The sequence below is a fragment of the Streptosporangium sp. NPDC023825 genome, from assembly GCF_040639575.1.
Lineage (GTDB): Bacteria > Actinomycetota > Actinomycetes > Streptosporangiales > Streptosporangiaceae > Streptosporangium.
In genome coordinates this window covers 1-19,392 of record NZ_JBFAAE010000098.1, presented here as the reverse complement: position 1 = coordinate 19,392, position 19,392 = coordinate 1, and the positions used below count along the sequence as shown (strand labels likewise).

Sequence of the window (19,392 nt, the reverse complement as noted above, 5' to 3'; positions counted from 1 at the left end):
GCGATCCTCGTCGAGGCGGTCGGCCTCGAAGGTGTCCTCGAACTCCAGCTCGTAACCGGCCCACGCCACGTGTTCCCGCCTTCCTGCCGCCGTCTGAGGAGTAGGGAGCGGTCAGCGGCCAGGTGAGGGCTGAGGTCACGCCCGCACCGAACCACCGCACCGCTGACCCGACAAAGCACTACTAGCTATAGAGGGAGTCGACCTGCTTGGCGAAGTCGCGCATCACGATGTTGCGCTTGATCTTCAGGGTCGGGGTGAGGTGCCCGCTCTCCTCGCTGATGTCGATGTCGAGGACGGTGAACTTCTTGATCTGCTCGGCCTTGGAGACGAACCTGTTGGCGCCGTCCACCGCCTTCTGCACCTCGGCGACGATCGCCGGGTCGGAGCTGAGCTCGGTGAGGTCCGCCCCCGCCTTGCCGTTGGCGGCCTTCCACTGCTCCAGGGCCTCGACGTCGAGCGTGACGAGCGCCGCGACGAACGGCCTGTCGTCTCCGACCACCATCGCCTGGCTGATCAGCGGGTGGGCGCGGATGTGGTCCTCCATCGGGGCCGGGGCGACGTTCTTGCCCGCGGCGGTGACGATGATCTCCTTCTTGCGCCCGGTGATGCGGAGGTAGCCGTCATTGTCGAGCTCGCCGATGTCGCCGGTGTGGAACCAGCCGTCCGCGTCGATCGCCTCGGCGGTGGCCTCGTCGTTGTTCCAGTAGCCCTGGAAGACGTGGCGGCCCTTGACGAGCACCTCGCCGTCCTCGCCGATGCCGATGGTGACGCCGGGGAACGGCTTGCCGACGGTGCCGATCTTGTTGGCCCCCGGCATGTTGACCGAGGACGGCGCGGAGGTCTCGGTGAGGCCCCAGCCCTCCAGGGTCTCGATGCCCACGCCGCGGAAGAAGTGGCCGAGCCGCTCGCCGAGGGCGGAACCGCCGGACACCGCCGTCGTCAGCCTGCCTCCGGTCGCGGCACGGATCTTGCCGTAGACCAGCTTGTCGAACAGGGCGTGCTTGAGCCGAAGGCCCAGTCCGGCGCCGCCCGCCGACTCCGCCCTGCTCCAGGCGACGGCGGTGTCGGCCGCGGCGTGGAAGATCCTCCCCTTGCCCTCGGCGGCCGCCTTCTGCTCGGCGCCGTTGTAGACCTTCTCGAACACGCGGGGCACGCCCAGCAGGAACGTGGGCTTGAAGGCCTGCAGGTCGGGGGCGACGTTCTTCATGTTGGGGGTGTGCGCGAGGATCGTGCCGGTCTCGATCAGCACGATCTCGATGATGCGGGCGAAGACGTGCGCGAGCGGCAGGAAGAGCAGCGCCGCCCTGCCGTCCACGACGAACAGGCGCTCCAGCGGTCCTTGCGCGACGTTCCTGGCGGTGAACAACAGGTTGTCATGTGTCAGGCTGCAGCCCTTGGGCCTGCCGGTGGTGCCCGAGGTGTAGACGATGGTCGCCAGGTCGGCGATGCCGCGCCCGGTCCTGCGCTCGGCGAGCGTGCCGTCGGGGACCTCGGCGCCGAGCGTGGTGAGCTCGTCCAGGGCGCCGCTCTCGATGCGCCAGATGTTCTTGAGGCCCGGCAGCCCGGCCGCGTCCTCGCGGATGGTCTCCTCGTGCGACTCCAGCTCGGCGAACACGGCCTTCGCGCCGCTGTCGGAGATGATCCAGGCGACCTGGTCGGCCGAGGAGGACTCGTAGATCGGCACGCCGACCGCCCCGGCGGTCCAGATCGCGTAGTCGATCACGGTCCACTCGTAGCGGGTGCGCGACATCAGGGCCACCCGGTCGCCGGGCTCCACCCCCGACGCGATCAGGCCCTTGGCCACCCCGGCGACCTGGTCGCGGAACTCCCTGGCGGTGACCGCCGTCCAGTCGTCGCCGACCTTGCGCCGCAGGGCGACGACGTCGGGCTCCTCCTCGGCACGCCGGAACACCGTGTCGGTGAGGTTGGCGGAGGCGGGGACATCCACCAGCACGGGGACGCTGTACTCGCGCACGGGTCACTCCTGGAGACGCACGATCGATGGGCTGCCTGGAAGTTATCGCGATAAGTTACGCATGAGTAAATTCGTCACCCAGGCGTTATGAAGAGGTATTTCAACGTAGCAACTACCGTCGCGCCGGACCGTCGGCCGCGCCGTGTGTCCCCTCGCGCTCCCGCCTCGTTGGGTTCGTCACATATGGCCGTATTCATTGGTAGTTAGGATGTCCGGCATGCGGGTTCATGTCGTCAGCGATGTGCACGGAAGAGCCGACGCGCTGGCCCGCGCGGGAGACGGTGCCGACGCGTTGATCTGCCTGGGCGACCTGATCCTGTTCGTCGACTACGAGGACCACTCCCAGGGCATCTTCGCCGAGCTCTTCGGGGCCGAGCGGGCGGGGGAGTTCATCGCGCTGCGGACGGCCAAGCGGTTCGACGAGGCCCGGGCGATGTCGTCCGCGCTGTGGGCCTCGCTGGAGGGCGACCCGCGCGACCACATCGAGCGCTCCGTCCGGCGGCAGTACGGCGAGATCTTCGCCGCGATGCCGACTCCCGCGTACCTCACCTACGGCAACGTGGACCTGCCGGTCTACTGGCCCGAGTACGTCCGGGAGGGCCACCACGTGCTCGACGGCGAGACCGTGGAGATCGGCGGTCTTCGCTTCGGCTTCGTCGGGGGCGGCCTGCGCACCCAGTACCGGACGCCGCACGAGATCGACGACGAGGAGTTCGCCCGTAAGGTCGAGGCCGTCGGAGAGGTCGACGTGCTCTGCTGCCACATTCCTCCCGCGATCCCCGAACTGCTCTACGACGTGGTCGCCCGGCGCTTCGAGCGGGGCAGCGAGGCCACCCTGGAGGCGATCAGGCGGACCCAGCCGCGCTACGCCCTCTTCGGCCACGTGCACCAGCCCCTCGCCGCCCGCACCCGGGTCGGCAGGACCGAATGCCTCAACGTGGGGCACTTCCGGAACAGAGGTGTCCCCTACGTCCTGGAGTGGTGACCGCGCGGTGGCCGCGCCCGGCCCCGCCGGGCGTACGCGGACGATCGTGAAGCAGTACGGTTGCCCCATGGCTGATCGCACCACCTCCAGCATCACGATCGGCGCGGACCGGTCGACCATCATGACGGTCATCGCCGACTTCCCCTCGTACCCGGAGTGGGCCGGGCAGGTGAAGGCCGCGCGCGTTCTCTCCACGGGGGAGGACGGCCGGCCGGAAACGGTCCGGTTCGTTCTCGACGCGGGCGTGATCAGCGACGAGTACACCCTCCGCTACACCTGGCACGACGACGAGTCCGTCGGCTGGAGCGTCGCCGAGGCGGGGAAGATGGTCTCCGGGCTCACCGGGAGTTATCGTCTCGCCGACGCGGGCAGCGGCACCGAGGTGACGTACGAGCTCGCCGTCGACCTCAAGGTGCCGATGATCGGCATGATCAAGCGGAAGGCGGAGAAGGTCATCATCGACACCGCCCTGAAGGGGCTGAAGAAGCGCGTCGAGACCCCATGAGGGAGCGGGGCGCGCGGCACGGCGCGGTCGCGGAGCGGAGCCCCGCGCCGTCCCGCGGGGAGGCGGCGTGAGCAGGGTCCTGCTCTTCACCGGAAAGGGCGGCGTCGGCAAGACGACCGCCGCCGCCGCCACGGCCACGCTCGCCGCCCGGTCCGGGCTGAAGACCCTGGTGGTCTCCACCGACACCGCCCACTCGCTGGCCGACGCCCTCGGCGTGCGGGCCGGCGGGGAGCCCACGGAGATCGCGCCCGGCCTCTCCCTCCACCAGGTCGATACCCAAAGGGCGCTGGAACGCCAGTGGGGCGAGCTGCGCGACTACGCCAGGGGCGTCTTCGCCGAGCTCGGCCTCGACGAGGTGACCGCCGAGGAGATCACGGTGCTGCCCGGCGCCGAGGAGGTCATCGCGCTGCTGGAGCTGCGCGAGCAGGCGCGCACCGGGCTGTGGGACGTCATCGTCATCGACTGCGCCCCGACCGCCGAGACGCTCCGGCTGCTCGCCCTGCCCGAGGCCCTCGACTGGCACGTGAACCGGCTGCTGCCCATCGGCAGGCGGCTGCTGAGCACCATCTCCCCGCTGGTCCGCCGCCTGGCGCAGGTCAGCATGCCGGAGGACCACGTGATCGGCGCGGGCGAGCGGCTCCACCGGGGCCTGATGGAGGTGCGCGAGCTGCTCACCGGACCCGGGGCGAGCGTCCGGCTGGTGCTCACCCCCGAGGCCGTCGTGCTCGCCGAGGCCCGGCGCACGCTCACCTCCCTCAGCCTGTACGGCTACCGGGTGGACGCGGTGATCGCCAATCGTGTCTTCCCCTCCGGGGGCGCCGATCCGTGGCGGCGGAAATGGGTGCGGGCCCAGGCCCGGCACCTGGCCGAGGTCGAGGAGTCCTTCGCGCCGCTGCCCGTGCACACCGTGCCGTACCTCGAGGCCGAGCCCGTCGGCCTCGACGCCCTCGCCGCCGTCGCCGAGGCCATGTACGGAGAGGGCGATCCCTTCGCCCCGCCCTCCGTCGACCCGCCGCTGCGGATCACCGCCGAGGGCGAGCTGATCCTGGCCCTGCCGCTCGCGGACAAGGACGAGGTGGATCTGGCGCGCAAGGGCGACGAGCTGATCGTCAACGCCGGTTCCTACCGCCGGGTCCTGGCCCTGCCCGCCGCGCTGGCTCGCAGGTCGGTGCGGGACGCCGCGCTCCGAGACGGGTTTCTCCGGGTACGGTTCGAATCGGGAGGGCCTGATGACCGATAACACGAACGACGCAGAGAAGACCCCGAAGCCGCGCGCGCCGAGGAAGCCACGGAAGGCCGCCGGCGCCGCGACGCCGCCGGCCGAGGCCGCCGGCGTCGAGAGCACGGAGAACACCGGGATCGCCGGGACCGCCGGAAGCACCGAGGGTCCAGAGGGCACCGGCAAGGCCCAGAAGGGCCGGCGCGCGGGAAAGACGCCCCAGAAGGGGCGGGGCGCGGACCCGGCCGGGAGGTCCCCGAAGGGCGGGCGCACCGGATCGTCCGAGTCCGTCGAGTCCGTCGAGTCCGTCGAGTCCGTCGTGCGGGCCGAGGCCGCCGAGCGGCCGGAGAACGCCGGGAAGCCCGTGCGGGGCGGGCGCGTCGAGAAGGTCGCGCGCCTGGAGGTGGTCGAGGTGGAGGCCGTGGCCGAGGCCGCGCCTTCCGAGCGGGACCCGAGCCCGGACCCTGAGCAGGTCCCGGGCTCCGAGCAGGCGGCGCGTACCGAGCGGACCTCGGGTTCGGCGCAGGCCGATCGCGACGCGCGCGCCGAGTGGTTCGAGGAGCGCGCCAGGCGGGCCAGGCAGGAGGAACGGGCCGGCTGGACCCCGTGGGCCCGGCCCGGCGACCGCGCCGGGTCCGTGGAGCGCGAGAAGGACGGCGCGGCCGGGAAGCAGGAACGGGCACGGGACGAGCGGGCGCGTGACGAGCGGCCCCAGAGCGGCAAGGACCCGCTGGGCACCGCCGCCGAGGAGGCGTTCAAGCTCTTCGACACGCTGCAGCAGAAAGCGACCAGGGAACTGCGCAAGAACCTGATCAAGGGCACGATGACCGGGGTCGGCGGCGCGTTCTCCGGTGGTGGCCGCAGAAGAGAGCGGGACGTGTGGGAGGAGGCGGTCTCGGAGCATGAGGAGTACATCTGCCGGGCCTGCCCCGTCTGCCGCGCGATGGCCGCGCAGCGCGAGTCGGGCGGTGGCGGTGCCGTCACCGATCACCTCATGCAGGCGGGCACCGAGCTGTTCGCCGCCTTCAAGTCGGCCGTCGACGGACTCGGCAAGCCCGCTCCCGCGCAGCGGGAACGGGAGCGCGAGCGAGGAGACACCCCCGTGGAGCACATCGACCTGGGGTGAGCCCAGGGGGAGAGGATGAATGGACAATGGCGCTGACCATCGGTGTGGACATTGGCGGTACGAAGGTCGCGGCGGGAGTCGTGGACGAGGACGGCCAGATCGTCGAGCATCTCCTGCGGCCCACCCCGGCGGAGAATCCGGACCAGGTCGCCCACACGATCGGTGACGCGATCCTGGAGCTGTCCAAGGGCCGGGAGATCGAGGCCGTCGGCCTCGGCGCGGCCGGGTTCGTCGACGAGACCAGGTCCATTGTCCGGTTCGCCCCCAACCTCGCCTGGCGCGAGGAGCCCCTGCAGAAGAAGGTCTCCGACATGGTCGGCCTTCCCGTCGTGGTGGAGAACGACGCCAACGCGATGGCGTGGGGCGAGGCCAGGTTCGGTGCCGGTCGTGGCGAGACCCACCTGGTGTGCGTGACCGTCGGCACCGGCATCGGTGGCGGCATCGTGTTCGACGGCTCCCTCTACCGGGGACGCTGGGGCATGGGCGCCGAACTCGGCCACATGCAGGCGGTCCCCGGCGGACGTCTGTGCGGGTGCGGCAACCTCGGCTGCTGGGAGCAGTACGCCAGCGGGAACGCCCTGGTCAGCGAGGCCAGGAGGATCGCCGAGGCCGAGCCGGACCAGGCCGTCAAACTCCTGGAGATCGCCGGAGGAACGCCCGACCAGATCGAAGGCCAGGAGATCACCGAGGCCGCCCGGCAGGGCGACCCGGCCGCGCTGGCCGCGTTCTCCTCGATGGCCCGCTGGATCGGCCAGGGCCTGGCAGACCTCGCCGCCGTCCTCGACCCGGGCTGCTTCGTCCTCGGCGGCGGCGTCTCGCGTGCCGCCGACCTGTGGATCGACGAGACCCGCGAGTTCTACAACACCCATCTGAGCGGCCGGGGGCACCGGCCGCTGGCCGACATCCGCTGCGCCGAGCTCGGCGCGGCGGCGGGTCTGGTGGGCGCCGCGGACCTCGCCCGCAGGCGCTGACCGCCCCAGGCGCGTACGGCCGCCCGCACACCGACGGGGCGGGCGGCCGGCACACCCGGCGGCCCGCACACCGACCGGGGCAGGTGGCCGGCACGTCCGGCGGCGCGCATGGCGACGGCGGCAGGTGGCCGGCACGTCCGGCGGTGAGCATGCCGATCGGAGCGAGCGGCCGGTACGCCCGGCGGTGAGCATGCCGATCGGAGCGGGCGGCTGGTACGTCCGGCGGCGCGCGGCTATCCTCGCGGCACGCGTCGCGAAGTGAGGTGGCCGTGGTGCTCAGGATCGCCAGCTACAACGTGCGTTCCATGAAGGATGACGTCCCGGCGCTGGGGCGGGTGATCGCCGCGCTCCGCGCCGACGTGCTCTGCGTGCAGGAGGCGCCCCGGTTCCTGTGCTGGCGCCGCAGGCGAAGGCGGCTGGCCGCCTTCGGAGGGCTGGCCGTGGCCGCGGGCCGCCGCAGGGGTGGGGTCGCCGTGCTGACCGGCCCCGGGGTGCGGCTGCTGCACGGGGAGGGCCGGCTCCTGGAGTCCTTCTTCCCCCTGGAGCGGCGCGCCATCGCGATCGCCGTGGTGGAGGCGGGCGGGCGGCGGGTAGCCGTCGGATCCATCCACCTGGACCTCGACGAGACCGCCCGCCGCCGCCACGCGGACGAGGCGGTGAGGCTCCTGCGGGAGGTGGCCGACCGGTTCGGCGCGCTGCCGGTGCTGGCGGGAGACATCAACGAGCAGTCCGGCCAGCCGAGCTGGCGGCACCTCGCCGAACGGCTGACCGACTGCTACCCGGTCTCGCCGCGCGGCGACGGCTTCACCTTCCCCGCCAGGGGCCCGCACAAGCGGATCGACGCGATCTTCGCGGTCGAGGGTTTCTCCGTGGTCTCCTGCGGCGGGGTCGACGCCGACCCCGCCGATCTGGTGGCCGCCACCGACCACCTGCCGGTGGTCGCCGAGCTGGACCACCCGCGCCCCGAGGGCGAGGTGCCCCCGGACCCCGTCGCGGACGCCGGTCCCGGTACGGACCCGGTGAGATTCCCCGGCACCGGCACCGGCGACCACGCGGGCGCCGCGCGAGGGGAGCCCGCTCCGGGCCTTCCGGGGGAGGTGGGAGCACCCCTTCCGGGAGAGGCGGGAGAGCCGGGGGAACCGGGAGGACCGGCGTTCCGATGACCAAGGACAGGCCGTCTTTCCAGATGGCACCGGTCAAGTGGGGAGACCGGCACACGGGGAGCGCGCGAGCCCCGTACCATTTGAAACATGACCCGTCGCCTTCCGCGGCGTGCGCTGGTTCTCTGCGCGGGAGGCCTGCTCCTGCTGTCTCCGCAAACGTTCCCAGCCCACGCCGATCCCGTCAGCCCGCCCGCGGCCGAGGCATGGCAGGCTCCGGTAAGCGCGGGCCTGAGCAGTGACGGATCGCTGTCCGACGTGGCGGGAGTCTCGGCCACGAGCGTGTGGGCGGTCGGCCAGCAGAGCGTCTGGGACGTCTGGCAGAGCCGCGGCGCGATCACCCACTGGGACGGTTCCTCCTGGAACGAGGTCGGCATCCGCAACGACCCGACCGGTGCCGGGCCCCTGCGTTCGGTCGCCGCGGCGTCGGCGACCGAGCTGTGGGCCGTCGGCGAGGGGCACGACGGCCTCCCCTATCTGGCGAAGGGGGACGGGGCGTCCTTCGACCGGGTCATCGTCGACAAGCTGCACTCGGGCGACTGGCTGGGCGGGGTGGCGGCCGTTCCCGGCCGGGTAGTCGCCGTCGGCCGCCGCGACAAGCTGCCCATGGTCGTCACCGGCACCGGCTCGAAGTGGAAGCTCACCCACCTTCCCGGCCGGGGCACGCTGTACGGGGTGGCGCTGTCGGGCAAGAACGACGGGTGGGCGGTGGGCGACACCGGCGGCAAGCCGTTGATCATGAAGCAGTCCGGCGGGCGCTGGAAGACCTTCAAGACCCCCGACATCGCCGGCGGCTATCTGCGCGACGTCCACCTCGACGGGCCCAAGCGGGCCCTCGCCGTCGGCGGCGTCTACCGGGAGGCCGGCGGGATCGTCCCGCTGGTCCTGTCGTGGAACGGCAAGAAGTGGTCCCGGGTGTCCCTCCCCGCCGGTGACGTCCGCCTGTACGGGGTGACGGGTGACCGCAAGGGTCACTTCTGGATCTCCGGGGTCGACCTGGAGCGGCCCGGCGAGGCGTTCCTGCTCCGCTACGACGGGCGCACGGTCAAGGCGCTGCGCGGTCCGGAGACCGCCGCCCCCCGGACGGTGCGGCTCCAGTCGGTGGCCTACCTGCCGGGCACCGGCACCGTGTGGACCGTCGGCCACGTGGTCGACGCCTCCGGCAAGTACACCGACGTGATCGAGCGCTTCGGCACCTCGGAGCGCGCCAAGCCGTAGCCGGGCGACCGGCGCTCGTGGACGACCCGCTCGGGCGAGCGCGGCCGCGACCCTGTTCCGTCGACGTTCCGCCGGCCGTGACCGGACGACCCGCTCGGACGACCGTGGCCGATGACCCGCCCGGGTGGGGTGACCGTGACCGGACGCCCCGCTCAGATGACGGCGCCGTCGTCCCAGCCGGAGTCGTTGGGCGGGCCGTCGCCCATGCGGACCACCAGCGCCACGAAACCGCCGATGAACGCGGCGACCGCGGTGAAGAGCATCCACCCCTGCAGGTTCCAGTTGAGCGCGGCGCTCAGCAACAGGTAGGCGGGGCCGCCGAACAGCGCCAGCCATGCGATCTTGGTGGTGGCGTCGGTCTTGGGCAGTGGGGGTGGGGGCGGGGGAACGTAGTGCCCCTCTTCGTCCTCGCCGCCGGACTGTTCCGTACCGGATTCGGTGTCGTCCGCGGGGTCGTCCTCCCGCAGGAGGTCCTCCTCGTCCGACTGTTTGATCACCCGTCGCGGAGGCTCGGCCGGGAGGTTCTCGCTGTCCGGCCACGGCTGATTCGCCGAGTCACGCTCGGCGGTGTCGTTGAAGGACGCGACGATCTGACGCCAGACCTCGTCCTCATCGCTTTGAGGTGTCACCTAGCTGGGCCCGTTGTTCATCGGCCGATCACTTTCTCCCGGAGACCGCGCATCCCCCGCTCGCGATCAGTCTCTCTGCAAGGGTACAGACGCGTTCGCGGTGATGAACTCCAGGCTCCCCGCAAAGATCCGATCAGCGTCGTTGTCAAGCGTCGCGACGTGATAGCTGTCGGCGAGTTCCACCACATTCAGATTCCCCCCGGTCAGCCTCTCACGCAGAATACGCACACTCCCTGGTTTCACAACATGATCCTGCGGACTATGGAAAACCAGGACGGGCTGGGTGATCTTACCCAGCTCCGATCGGGTCAACGACCACAGCCGCAGGAGGGTTGCCGCGGCCTTGACCGGCGTACGCGTGTAGCCGAGTTCGGCCGCTCCCTCCTTCTTGATGTCCCCGGCGACGCCGGGCACCGACGCGACCACGAACTTGAGCAGGGGAGCCAGCCTGAGCAGCGGCGCGTCGTTGACGATCGACGGGTTGACGACCACCACTCCCTTGATCCCGTCACCGTGCACCTCGGCCAGCCGCAGCGCCATGCACCCGCCGAGCGACAGGCCCATGACGAAGACCTCGGCGCAGCTGCCGCGCAGGTCCGCCAGGGCCTTGTCCAGCTCGGCGTACCAGTCCTCCCAGCGGGTGCGCGCCATCTCCCGCCAGGTGGTGCCGTGGCCGGGCAGCCTCGGCAGCGCCACCGTCATGCCCGCCGCCGCCAGGTATTCACCCCAGGGGCGCAACGACTGCGGCGATCCGGTGAATCCGTGGCAGAGCAGGACGCCGATCTGTCCCCCCGCATGGTGGTACGCCTCCGCACCGGGCATGACTGGCATCGCGGCTCCTAGTAAGTTTCGCCCGATCGTCGCACGACTGGGACGTGTTTTGCGAGAGGTCGATTTGGGTGGTTCGGTGGGGTAGGTGACCGGGATGGGAAGTGGGAGGATAACTCCAGGTCCACGCCTGTCAACCGAAGGAGCATCGAGTGTTCTACTGGGTGGTGAAGGCCATCCTCTCGCCCTTCCTCCATCTGATTTTCCGTCCCTGGGTGGAGGGCGTGGGGAACGTGCCGAAGGAAGGGCCGGTGATCCTGGCCGGAAACCACCTGTCGTTCGCCGACCACTTCTTCGGCGCGCTGTTCCTGCGGCGCAAGGTGATCTCCCTCGGCAAGTCCGACTACTTCACCGGCCGCGGTCTCAAGGGAATGATGAGCAAGGCCTTCTTCAGCGGTGTCGGCACCGTCCCCATCGACCGCTCCGGGGGCAAGGCCAGCGAGGCGGCCCTGCGCACCGGCAGGCGCATCCTCGACGAGGGGCACGTGCTCGCCATCTACCCGGAGGGGACCCGCTCCCACGACGGCCGCCTCTACAAGGGCAAGACCGGTGTGGCCCGCCTGGCGCTGGAGTCGCGCGTGCCGGTCATCCCGTGGGCGATGGTCAACACCTTCGAGATGATGCCCCCGGGCAGCGTCCTTCCCAAGCTGGGCATCCGCCCGGGGGTGAAGTTCGGCAAGCCGCTCGACTTCACCCGCTACTACGGGATGGAGGAGGACCGCCTCGTCCTGCGCGCCGTCACCGACGAGATCATGTACGCGCTGATGGAGCTCTCGGGTCAGGAGTACGTCGACAAGTACGCCGCGAGCGCCAAGGTCGAGGCCGCCCGCGCCGCCAAGGAGGCGAAGGAGGCGGCCAGGCAGGCCGCCAAGGAGGCGCGCAGGCGCCCTTCCCCGGATGGGGACGGGCCCACCGGGTGAGGCGGGTTCAGAGGGTCGACTCGCGGATGACCAGCTCGGGCTGGAACATGATCTGCTGATGGGCGTGCGACTCGGGATTGTCGCACTCGTCCAGCAGTAGCTCGGTGGCGACCCGGCCGAGCCGGTGGGTCGGCTGCCGGACGGAGCTGAGCGAGACCGTCGACGCCGAGGCGAAGTCGATGTCGTCGTAGCCGATGAGGGAGACGTCCCGGGGGACCCGCACGCCCGCCTGGAGCAGCCCGCGCAGCATGCCCAGGGCGAGCAGGTCGTTCGCGCAGAACACGGCGTCGGGCAGTCGCCCCTCGGCGATCATCTTCTCCGCCGCCTGCTGCCCCGACCTGGCGTTCATCGCGCTCATCGCGATCTCCTCCAGCGTCTCCCCGGGGTCGCGGCCCGCCGCGGCCAGCGCCCGCTCCGCGCCGATCAGGCGGTCGGCGCACTGGCGGATGGTGAGAGGGCCGGTGACGTAGGCGATCCGCTCGGCGCCGGTGGACAGCAGGTGGGAGACCGCCAGCGAGCCGCCGGTGATGTCGTTGACCGCGACCGAGCACTGGTCGGCGCGTTCGGCGGGGTGGTCCACCAGCACCACGCTGATGCCGCGTTCCTTGAGCTGGTCGAGCTTGGCCAGGTTCGCCCCGGCGGGAGTGATGAGCACCCCGCGGACCCGCTGTTCGGCGAAGACGAGCAGGTTGCGCTCCTCCTTGAGCCGGTCGCCCGAGGAGTTGCCCAGGATCACCGCGTACCCGCGCTCGCTGGCCACCTCCTCGACCCCCGCCGCCACGTCGGTGAAGAAGGGGTTGCCTATGTCGATCACCGACAGGCCGACGGTGCGGCTGTGCCCGGCCCGCAGGCTGGAGGCGGAGCCGTGCCGGACGAACCCGAGGTCGCGGATGGCCTCCTCGACCCGGACGCGGGTGGCCTCGGCGACCTTCTCCGGGCGGTTGAGCACGTTGGAGACCGTGCCGGGGGAGACCCCGGCCCGTGTCGCGACTTCCTTTATGCTCACCGAGCTCATGGGTATTGATTAAAACGTAACAACCGGTGGTCCGCCAGTCGGTGCCGGTACTTTCGGCCCTCCTGACGGTTTCCGGACCGCGATCCGGGGTGCGGGCGTTGACAGTGTCATGCGTGTCACATAGCTTTTTCACCGTCGTTAAAACGTTTTTAAAAAAATCTCACCTCGCCGCGCCCCCGGGTCTCCCACGAAGGCCTCGCCGGGCGCCCGCGGAGGTGACAGGTGAACGAGCGAGCGGAGAGGTGCCATGACGTCGCCGGTTGAGGAACTGCTGCAGCGGTCGCACGCGCTGGGGGCCGATCCGCGGAACACGAACTTCGCGGGGGGCAACACCTCGGCCAAGGGGACGGCGGCCGACCCCGTGACCGGCACCCCGGCCGAGGTGATGTGGGTCAAGGGGTCCGGGGGAGACCTGGGCACCCTGGCCGAGCGCGGCCTGGCGGTGCTGCGGCTGGACCGGCTGCGGGCGCTGGCGGGGGTGTACCCCGGGGTCGAGCGCGAGGACGAGATGGTCGCGGCGTTCGACTTCTGCGCCTTCGGCACGGGCGGCGCCGCGCCCTCGATCGACACCGCGATGCACGGCCTGGTGGACGCCGCGCACGTGGACCACCTGCACCCCGACGCGGGGATCGCGATCGCCACCGCCGCCGACGGGGAGGCGCTGACGGCGAGGATCTTCGGGGACCGGGTGGTGTGGGTGCCCTGGCGGCGGCCCGGCTTCCAGCTGGGACTGGACATCGCGGCGATCAGGAAGGACAACCCGTCGGCGATCGGGTGCGTCCTGGGCGGGCACGGCATCACCGCCTGGGGCGACACCTCGGCCGCCTGCGAGGCCAACTCGCTGGAGATCATCCGTACCGCGGAGGCGTACATCGCCGAGCACGGCAGGGCGGAGCCGTTCGGGCCGGTGCTCGCCGGGTACGAGCCGCTGGACGAGGAGGCGCGGGCCGCGCGGGCGGCGGCGCTGTTCCCCGTGGTGCGCGGGCTGGCCTCCACCGACGCCCCGCAGGTCGGCCACTACACCGCCACCGGCGAGGTGCTGGACTTCCTGTCGCGCGAGCGCCACCCCGAGCTGGCCGCGCTGGGCACCTCGTGCCCCGACCACTTCCTGCGGACCAAGGTGGCCCCGCTGGTGGTGGACCTGCCCGCCGGCGCGCCGCTCGAGGACGTGGTCGCCCGGCTGCGGGAACTGCACGCCGGCTACCGCGAGGAGTACGCGGCCTACTACCGGCGGCACGCCGTGGAGGGCTCGCCCGCGATGCGGGGGGCCGACCCGGCGATCGTCCTGGTGCCGGGGGTGGGCATGTTCTCCTTCGGCAGGGACAAGCAGACCGCGCGGGTGGCCGGGGAGTTCTACGTCAACGCGATCAACGTGATGCGCGGCGCCGAGGCGCTCTCCTCGTACGCGCCGATCGAGGAGAGCGAGAAGTTCCGGATCGAGTACTGGGAGCTGGAGGAGGCCAAGCTGCGCCGGATGCCGCCCGCCCGCCCGCTGGCGACGCGGGTGGCCGTGGTGACCGGCGGCGGCTCGGGCATCGGGGCGGCGACCGCGCGCCGGCTCGCCGCCGAGGGGGCGTGCGTGGTGGTGGCCGACCGCGACCTCGGCGCCGCGCGCAAGGTGGCCGCCGAGCTGGGCGCGAAGGCGTACCGGCCCGAGGACGTCGCGGTCGCGGTGGAGGTGGACGTCACCGACGAGGCACAGGTGGTCGCCGCGCTCCGGGCGGCGGTACTGGCGTTCGGCGGCGTGGACCTGATCGTCAACAACGCGGGCCTGTCGCTGTCGCGCTCGCTGCTGGAGACCACGGCGGCCGACTGGGACCTGCAGCACGGCGTGATGGCCCGCGGGTCGTTCCTGGTCTCGCGGGAGAGCGCCCGGGTGATGATCGCCCAGGGGATGGGAGGGGAGATCGTGTACATCTCCTCCAAGAACGCGGTGTTCGCCGGACCGAACAACGTGGCCTACGGGGCGGCCAAGGCCGACCAGGCGCACCAGGTGCGGCTGCTGGCGGCCGAGCTCGGCGGGTACGGGATCCGGGTCAACGGGGTCAACCCCGACGGGGTGGTGCGCGGGTCCGGCATCTTCGCCTCGGGGTGGGGGGCCAACCGGGCGGCGGTGTACGGGGTGGAGGAGGAGAAGCTGGGCGAGTACTACGCGCAGCGCACCCTGCTCAAGCGCGAGGTGCTGCCCGAGCACGTCGCGGGGGCGGTCTTCCAGCTGACCCAGCTCACCCAGACCACCGGGCTGCACATCCCGGTCGACGCGGGTGTCGCGGCGGCCTTCCTGCGCTGACCTCCGGTCACCGGTCCCCGGTTCTCCTCGCCCGGCTCCCGCCCCGCGAGGCGGGGGCCGGGGACGTTCCCGCTTCCTGATTTCCCGTTTCCTGAGAGGGGCTCGCATGCAGTCGGCACCGGGGACCGGAGGGTTCGCACAGGCCGGACATCTCGCGCGGTCCGAACAACCCGCGCAGCCGGCGCAGTCCGTGCAGTCCGGCCGGACCGTGCCGGCCGGGCGGACCGGGCGGTACGCCGCGGTCGACCTAGGCGCGTCGAGCGGCCGGGTGGTCGTCGCCGAGATCGGGCCGCACACCCTGGAACTGCGCGAGGTGCACCGTTTCGCGAACGTGCCCGTCCGGGCCGGCGGCACGCTGTACTGGGACATCCTGCGGATCCACCGGGGAGTGCTGGACGGCCTGCGCGCGGCGGGCCCCGTCGACGGCGTCGGGATCGACTCCTGGGCCGTCGACTACGGGCTCCTGGACGAGGACGGCGCGCTGCTCGGCAATCCCGTCCACTACCGTGACGCCCGCACCGAGAAGACGGCCAGCCGGGTCCCCTTCGAGGAGCTGTACGCCCGCACCGGCATCGCCCGCCAGCCGTTCAACACCATCCACCAGCTCGCCGCCGAGACCCGGCTGGCCTCTGCCTCGACGTTGCTGCTCATTCCCGACCTGATCGCGTACTGGCTGACCGGGGAGGTCGGCGCGGAGCTGACCAACGCCTCCACCACCCAGCTGCTCGACGCCAGGACGCGCCGGTGGGACACCGTGCTGACGGCCGGCCTCGGCCCCGCGGCCAGGGTCCTGCCGCCGATCCGGCGTCCCGGCGAGGTGATCGGCCCGCTGGCACCGGAGGTCGCGGGCGAGCTCGGGCTCTCCCCGGACACCCGGGTCATCGCGGTCGGTTCCCACGACACCGCCTCAGCGGTGGCGGCGGTCCCCGCGGAGAGCGAGCGGTTCGCCTACATCTCCTGCGGCACCTGGTCGCTGGTCGGCGTCGAGCTGGACCAGCCCATGATCAGTGAGGAGGGGCGGCGGGCCAACTTCACCAACGAGGCGGGCATCGACGGCACCGTGCGCTACCTGCGCAACGTCACCGGGTTGTGGCTGCTGCAGGAGTGCATCCGCACCTGGGAGGCGCAGGCCGCCCCGGCGGAGACCCCGCCCGGCGCGGAGCCGTCCACCGAGGCGTCCACCGAGCCGTCCACCGGGTCGCCCGAAGAGCCGGTCGGCGGGGCCTCGCCTGCCGGGGCGCCGGGAGGACGGGTCGACCTGGAGGAACTGCTCAGGCAGGCCGCCGGGGAGGAGCCGTTCCGGTCGGTCGTGGACGCCGACGACCCGATCTTCCACCCGCCCGGCGACATGCCAGGACGCATCGCCGACTTCTGCCGCCGTACCGGCAGGCCCGTGCCGGAGACCCGCGCCCAGACCGTCCGCTGCGTGATCGACTCCCTGGCGCTGGCCCACCGGGCGGCGATCGAGGACGCCCGGCGGCTCACCGGCCAGGCGGTGGACACGATCCACATCGTCGGGGGAGGCTCGCGCAACGCGCTGCTGTGCCGGCTCACCGCCGACGCCTGCGGCCTCCCCGTGGTCGCGGGGCCGGTCGAGGCCACCTCGATCGGCAACGTCCTGGTCCAGGCCAGAGCCGACGGGGTCGTCTCCGGAACCCTCGCCGACCTGCGCGCCCTGGTCCGGCGCACCCAGCACCTGGAGCGCTACGAGCCTCGCTCCGATGCCGGGATCCCGCCCGCGGACGCGCTCGGCGGGACGGTTCCCGCCTGAGGGTGAGTGGATGCCCGCCGCGGGATCCCCGGAGGTGTGCGGCCGGGGATCCCGGGTTCGCGGGAGGCACGGGAGGGGTGGTGGCCGATCAGGGCCTCACGGGGTGCCCGGCCCCATGAGGTGGGTGCGGATCTGGCGGATGTGCTCCGGAGTGGTACGGCAGCAGCCGCCGACGAAGGCGGAGCCCGCGGCGGTCCACCCGGCCGCGGCCTCCCCGAACTCCACCGGGTCGGCCAGCCCGAGCCAGCGCCGGTTCGCGGAGTCCCAGACCTCGCCGGAGTTGGGGTACACCATGGTGGGCTTGCCCTTGATCTGCGAGATCAGGCTGAGCACGTGGCGCGGTGCCGTGCAGTTGACGCCGATCGCGATCACCTGGGGGTTCCCGGTGAACAACCCGGCGGCCATCTTGAGCGGGGTGCCGTCGTTGATGTGCTCGCCGTCGCGGCAGGAGAAGCTCACCCACGCCCGCATCTCCGGCGTCTCGGCGAGCAGCCGCCTCAGCGCCCTGGCCTCGGTGTAGGACGGGATGGTCTCGCAGGCCATCAGGTCGGCCTCGCTGTCGGCCAGGATGTGCCAGCGGTCGCGGTGCCAGTCGGTCAGGCCGTCCTCGTCGAGGTCGTAGTCGCCGGTGTACTCGGCACCGTTGGACAGGTAGGCGCCGTACGGGCCGACGCTGGCGGCCACGGTGCCCGAGCCGTGGGCGTCCCTGGCCTGGGCGGCCAGGTGCACGGAGAGCAGGATGAGGTCCTCGGCCTCGGCGGCGCTCAGGCCGCGCCGTACGAACGCGGGGATGCTCGCCTGGTAACTCGCCGTTATCGCCACCTCGGCGCCCGCGGCGAAGTAGTCGAGATGCGCCTGCCGGATCACGGAGGGGTTCTCCAGCAGGAGTTTCGCCGACCAGAGGTCGTCTCGCAGGTCCGCGCCCAGCTCCTCCAAATGGGTGGCCAGGCCGCCGTCCAGAATCACCATCCCGCTACTTTATGTGGCGCGGCCCGAGTTGGAACCCCGCTCTTCCTGCCCTTGGTCCCGCTCTGTCCCATATCGGCCTCGCGGCATCTCCACCGCGCACGGTGATCCGCCGGTCATCCGCGCCCGCGAGGGCCGGCTCCGGTGAGGGCACCGCGCCGATGACCGCGCCTCGTTTCCGTGGAACGGGGAACTTCCGTGGAACGGGGGGAAACCGCTACGCGTCGTCTCCCGCTGTCGTCCGAACCGGCTCGCCGCCGAGTAGATGTCTGTGAGACCTCAGGACGGAGATCGTGAATGGACGACGGGTTCGACGCTTACGTGGCGACGCGTTACGAGCGGCTCCGACATACGGCGTACCTGCTGACGGGCAACAGGGCGACCGCCGAGGATCTCGTGCAGACGGCGCTGGCCAAGGCGTGGGTGGCGTGGCGGCGGATCGAGGGCGATCCCGACCCGTACGTGCATCGGATCATCGTCAACACCCACGCCTCCTGGTGGCGCAGGAAGTGGCGCGACGAGGTTCCCGCCGAGCACCTCCCCGAGCGCGCAGACCCGCGGGACTTCACCGCCGAGGTCGGCAGCCGCCAAGTGCTCAGGGAGGCGATCGGCGGCCTGTCGGGGCGGCAGCGCGCGGTCATCGTCCTGCACTACTTCGAGGAGCTCACCCTCGCGCAGTGCGCCGACGTGCTCGGCTGCTCCCTCGGCACGGTGAAGACCCAGCTCGGCCGGGCGCTGAAACGCCTTCGCGTCCATTCGGAGATGCAGACGACGGGAGCGAAGCGATGATGCACACCGAGGACGAGTTGCGCGCGGCGCTGGCCGAGGACGTCTCCGAGGGTCTCCCCGACGTGCGGGAGATCGTACGGCGTGGCCGTCGCATCAGGCGGCGCAGGGCCGTGGCGGGCGCGGCGCTGGCGGTGGCCGCCCTGGCCGTCGTGGCCTTCCCGGTCCAGGGGCTCTGGAGGGACGCGGAACCGGCGAAGAAGGAGCCGCCGACGGCGGCGAGGATCTCACCACTGTCCGCTCTCCCCTCCAAGAACGCCCTGGACGCCCCTCTGATCAAGTCGTACGGCTCCACCACCGTGCCCGCCGACGCGACGGTCGTGTTCCAGCCGTTGAGCTTCTACACCTCGTACAGGGTCGTGTGCGCCGATCCGAAGGCGGTGGTGGTGATCCGGGAGGCCGGCGGGGGCGGTTCGGTCGGCAGATGCGGAGGGAGGGATGTGGACAACTTCCACGACGAGAGGTCGGTGACCTCCGACTGGTTGGAGCGGCCCCAGCCTCTCAAGATCTGGGTGCTGCCCGGTGACATGCCGATCCATTCCCTCGGCGCCGGCCCGAACTCGTACGACGACTGCAAGGTGGTCAGGAAGGAGGCGGGCCTGTGTGACGGCAAGTACAGGATGTCGGAGTTGATCTGGCCCGGAGTCGTCGAACGGGTGAGCGCCGAACTCGAACGGCGGGCGGGGCGCTGGGAGATCGGGATCTACGATCGAGCGGTCGCGACGGCACCGCCGCGGCCGACTCCGACGAGGACCGTCACCGTCGGTCCGGATGATCGGGCGGGTACGACAGCGCGGCCGGAGCCGACTCCGACGAGGACCGTCACCGTCGGTCCGGATGATCGGGCGGGTACGACAGCGCGGCCGGAGCCGACTCCGACGAGGACCGTCACCGTCAGACCGTGAAGAGGCCGAGACCGTTCGCGGGCGGGTCCTGGGGGCTTCGCGGGGGTTCGGCTCAGGGGTGGTCTCGTGACCGTTCGAACGGTCACGAGACGCCCCCCCGCCCACCGGCCGCCCCGGCCACCC

General features: G+C 71.6%; 17 protein-coding genes. 12 read left to right on the top strand and 5 right to left on the bottom strand.

The annotated features are described in order from the left end of the window. Positions 1 to 181: 181 nt before the first annotated feature. Complete coding sequence (locus AB0G15_RS41365; protein WP_362851013.1) at positions 182 to 1,975, bottom strand: AMP-dependent synthetase/ligase; 1,794 nt, start codon at positions 1,973 to 1,975, stop codon at positions 182 to 184. 217 nt (positions 1,976 to 2,192) lie between these two features. Here AB0G15_RS41365 and AB0G15_RS41360 point away from each other — a divergent pair, with 217 nt between their 5' ends. The 7 genes from AB0G15_RS41360 to AB0G15_RS41330 all read left to right on the top strand — a co-directional run bounded on the left by AB0G15_RS41360 (position 2,193) and on the right by AB0G15_RS41330 (position 9,159). Continuing rightward, positions 2,193 to 2,960 carry a metallophosphoesterase gene (locus tag AB0G15_RS41360; RefSeq protein ID WP_362851012.1) on the top strand — a complete coding sequence of 256 codons (768 nt, stop codon included), beginning with the start codon at positions 2,193 to 2,195 and terminating at the stop codon, positions 2,958 to 2,960. A gap of 67 nt (positions 2,961 to 3,027) precedes the next feature. After that, positions 3,028 to 3,465 carry an SRPBCC family protein gene (locus AB0G15_RS41355; RefSeq protein ID WP_362851011.1) on the top strand — a complete coding sequence of 146 codons (438 nt, stop codon included), beginning with the start codon at positions 3,028 to 3,030 and terminating at the stop codon, positions 3,463 to 3,465. 67 nt (positions 3,466 to 3,532) lie between these two features. Beyond that, positions 3,533 to 4,705, top strand: a complete 1,173-nt coding sequence (locus tag AB0G15_RS41350) for an ArsA family ATPase (RefSeq protein WP_362676625.1) — start codon at positions 3,533 to 3,535, stop codon at positions 4,703 to 4,705. Further along, positions 4,695 to 5,810: a hypothetical protein gene (locus AB0G15_RS41345; RefSeq protein ID WP_362851010.1), complete on the top strand. Its 1,116-nt coding sequence runs from the start codon at positions 4,695 to 4,697 to the stop codon at positions 5,808 to 5,810. The genes AB0G15_RS41350 and AB0G15_RS41345 overlap by 11 nt, the downstream gene beginning before the upstream one ends. Before the next feature lie 26 nt (positions 5,811 to 5,836). Then, a complete protein-coding gene (locus AB0G15_RS41340) occupies positions 5,837 to 6,781 on the top strand; it encodes an ROK family glucokinase (protein WP_362676621.1) in 945 nt (314 codons plus the stop codon). 272 nt (positions 6,782 to 7,053) lie between these two features. Further along, complete coding sequence (locus AB0G15_RS41335; protein ID WP_362851009.1) at positions 7,054 to 7,944, top strand: endonuclease/exonuclease/phosphatase family protein; 891 nt, start codon at positions 7,054 to 7,056, stop codon at positions 7,942 to 7,944. 87 nt (positions 7,945 to 8,031) lie between these two features. Continuing rightward, positions 8,032 to 9,159 carry a hypothetical protein gene (locus tag AB0G15_RS41330; RefSeq protein WP_362851007.1) on the top strand — a complete coding sequence of 376 codons (1,128 nt, stop codon included), beginning with the start codon at positions 8,032 to 8,034 and terminating at the stop codon, positions 9,157 to 9,159. A gap of 152 nt (positions 9,160 to 9,311) precedes the next feature. Here AB0G15_RS41330 and AB0G15_RS41325 read toward each other — a convergent pair whose 3' ends face one another. Further along, complete coding sequence (locus AB0G15_RS41325) at positions 9,312 to 9,788, bottom strand: hypothetical protein (RefSeq protein WP_362676615.1); 477 nt, start codon at positions 9,786 to 9,788, stop codon at positions 9,312 to 9,314. Between the two features lie 66 nt (positions 9,789 to 9,854). After that, positions 9,855 to 10,619: an alpha/beta fold hydrolase gene (locus AB0G15_RS41320; RefSeq protein ID WP_362851005.1), complete on the bottom strand. Its 765-nt coding sequence runs from the start codon at positions 10,617 to 10,619 to the stop codon at positions 9,855 to 9,857. Between the two features lie 149 nt (positions 10,620 to 10,768). Here AB0G15_RS41320 and AB0G15_RS41315 point away from each other — a divergent pair, with 149 nt between their 5' ends. Beyond that, positions 10,769 to 11,536 carry a lysophospholipid acyltransferase family protein gene (locus AB0G15_RS41315; protein ID WP_362851004.1) on the top strand — a complete coding sequence of 256 codons (768 nt, stop codon included), beginning with the start codon at positions 10,769 to 10,771 and terminating at the stop codon, positions 11,534 to 11,536. Positions 11,537 to 11,543: 7 nt separating this feature from the next. Here AB0G15_RS41315 and AB0G15_RS41310 read toward each other — a convergent pair whose 3' ends face one another. Beyond that, on the bottom strand, positions 11,544 to 12,551 hold the full coding sequence (locus AB0G15_RS41310; RefSeq protein ID WP_362851002.1) for a substrate-binding domain-containing protein: 1,008 nt from the start codon (positions 12,549 to 12,551) through the stop codon (positions 11,544 to 11,546). Between the two features lie 247 nt (positions 12,552 to 12,798). On the opposite strand from AB0G15_RS41310, the gene AB0G15_RS41305 reads away from it, so the two are divergent. Both AB0G15_RS41305 and AB0G15_RS41300 read left to right on the top strand, forming a co-directional pair. Continuing rightward, positions 12,799 to 14,841 carry a bifunctional aldolase/short-chain dehydrogenase gene (locus AB0G15_RS41305; protein ID WP_362851001.1) on the top strand — a complete coding sequence of 681 codons (2,043 nt, stop codon included), beginning with the start codon at positions 12,799 to 12,801 and terminating at the stop codon, positions 14,839 to 14,841. A gap of 106 nt (positions 14,842 to 14,947) precedes the next feature. Continuing rightward, entirely contained in the window at positions 14,948 to 16,612 is a 1,665-nt protein-coding gene (locus tag AB0G15_RS41300; protein ID WP_362850999.1) for a rhamnulokinase family protein, read from the top strand. 96 nt (positions 16,613 to 16,708) lie between these two features. On the opposite strand, the gene mmuM is transcribed toward AB0G15_RS41300, so the two are convergent. After that, positions 16,709 to 17,581, bottom strand: a complete 873-nt coding sequence (gene mmuM, locus AB0G15_RS41295; RefSeq protein ID WP_362676602.1) for a homocysteine S-methyltransferase — start codon at positions 17,579 to 17,581, stop codon at positions 16,709 to 16,711. 294 nt (positions 17,582 to 17,875) lie between these two features. On the opposite strand from mmuM, the gene AB0G15_RS41290 reads away from it, so the two are divergent. Both AB0G15_RS41290 and AB0G15_RS41285 read left to right on the top strand, forming a co-directional pair. Then, positions 17,876 to 18,367, top strand: a complete 492-nt coding sequence (locus AB0G15_RS41290) for a SigE family RNA polymerase sigma factor (RefSeq protein WP_362850998.1) — start codon at positions 17,876 to 17,878, stop codon at positions 18,365 to 18,367. Beyond that, positions 18,364 to 19,269 (top strand): hypothetical protein, encoded by a 906-nt coding sequence (locus AB0G15_RS41285; RefSeq protein ID WP_362850996.1) that lies wholly within the window; start codon positions 18,364 to 18,366, stop codon positions 19,267 to 19,269. Before AB0G15_RS41290 ends, AB0G15_RS41285 begins: the two co-directional genes overlap by 4 nt. The last annotated feature ends 123 nt before the right edge of the window (positions 19,270 to 19,392 follow it).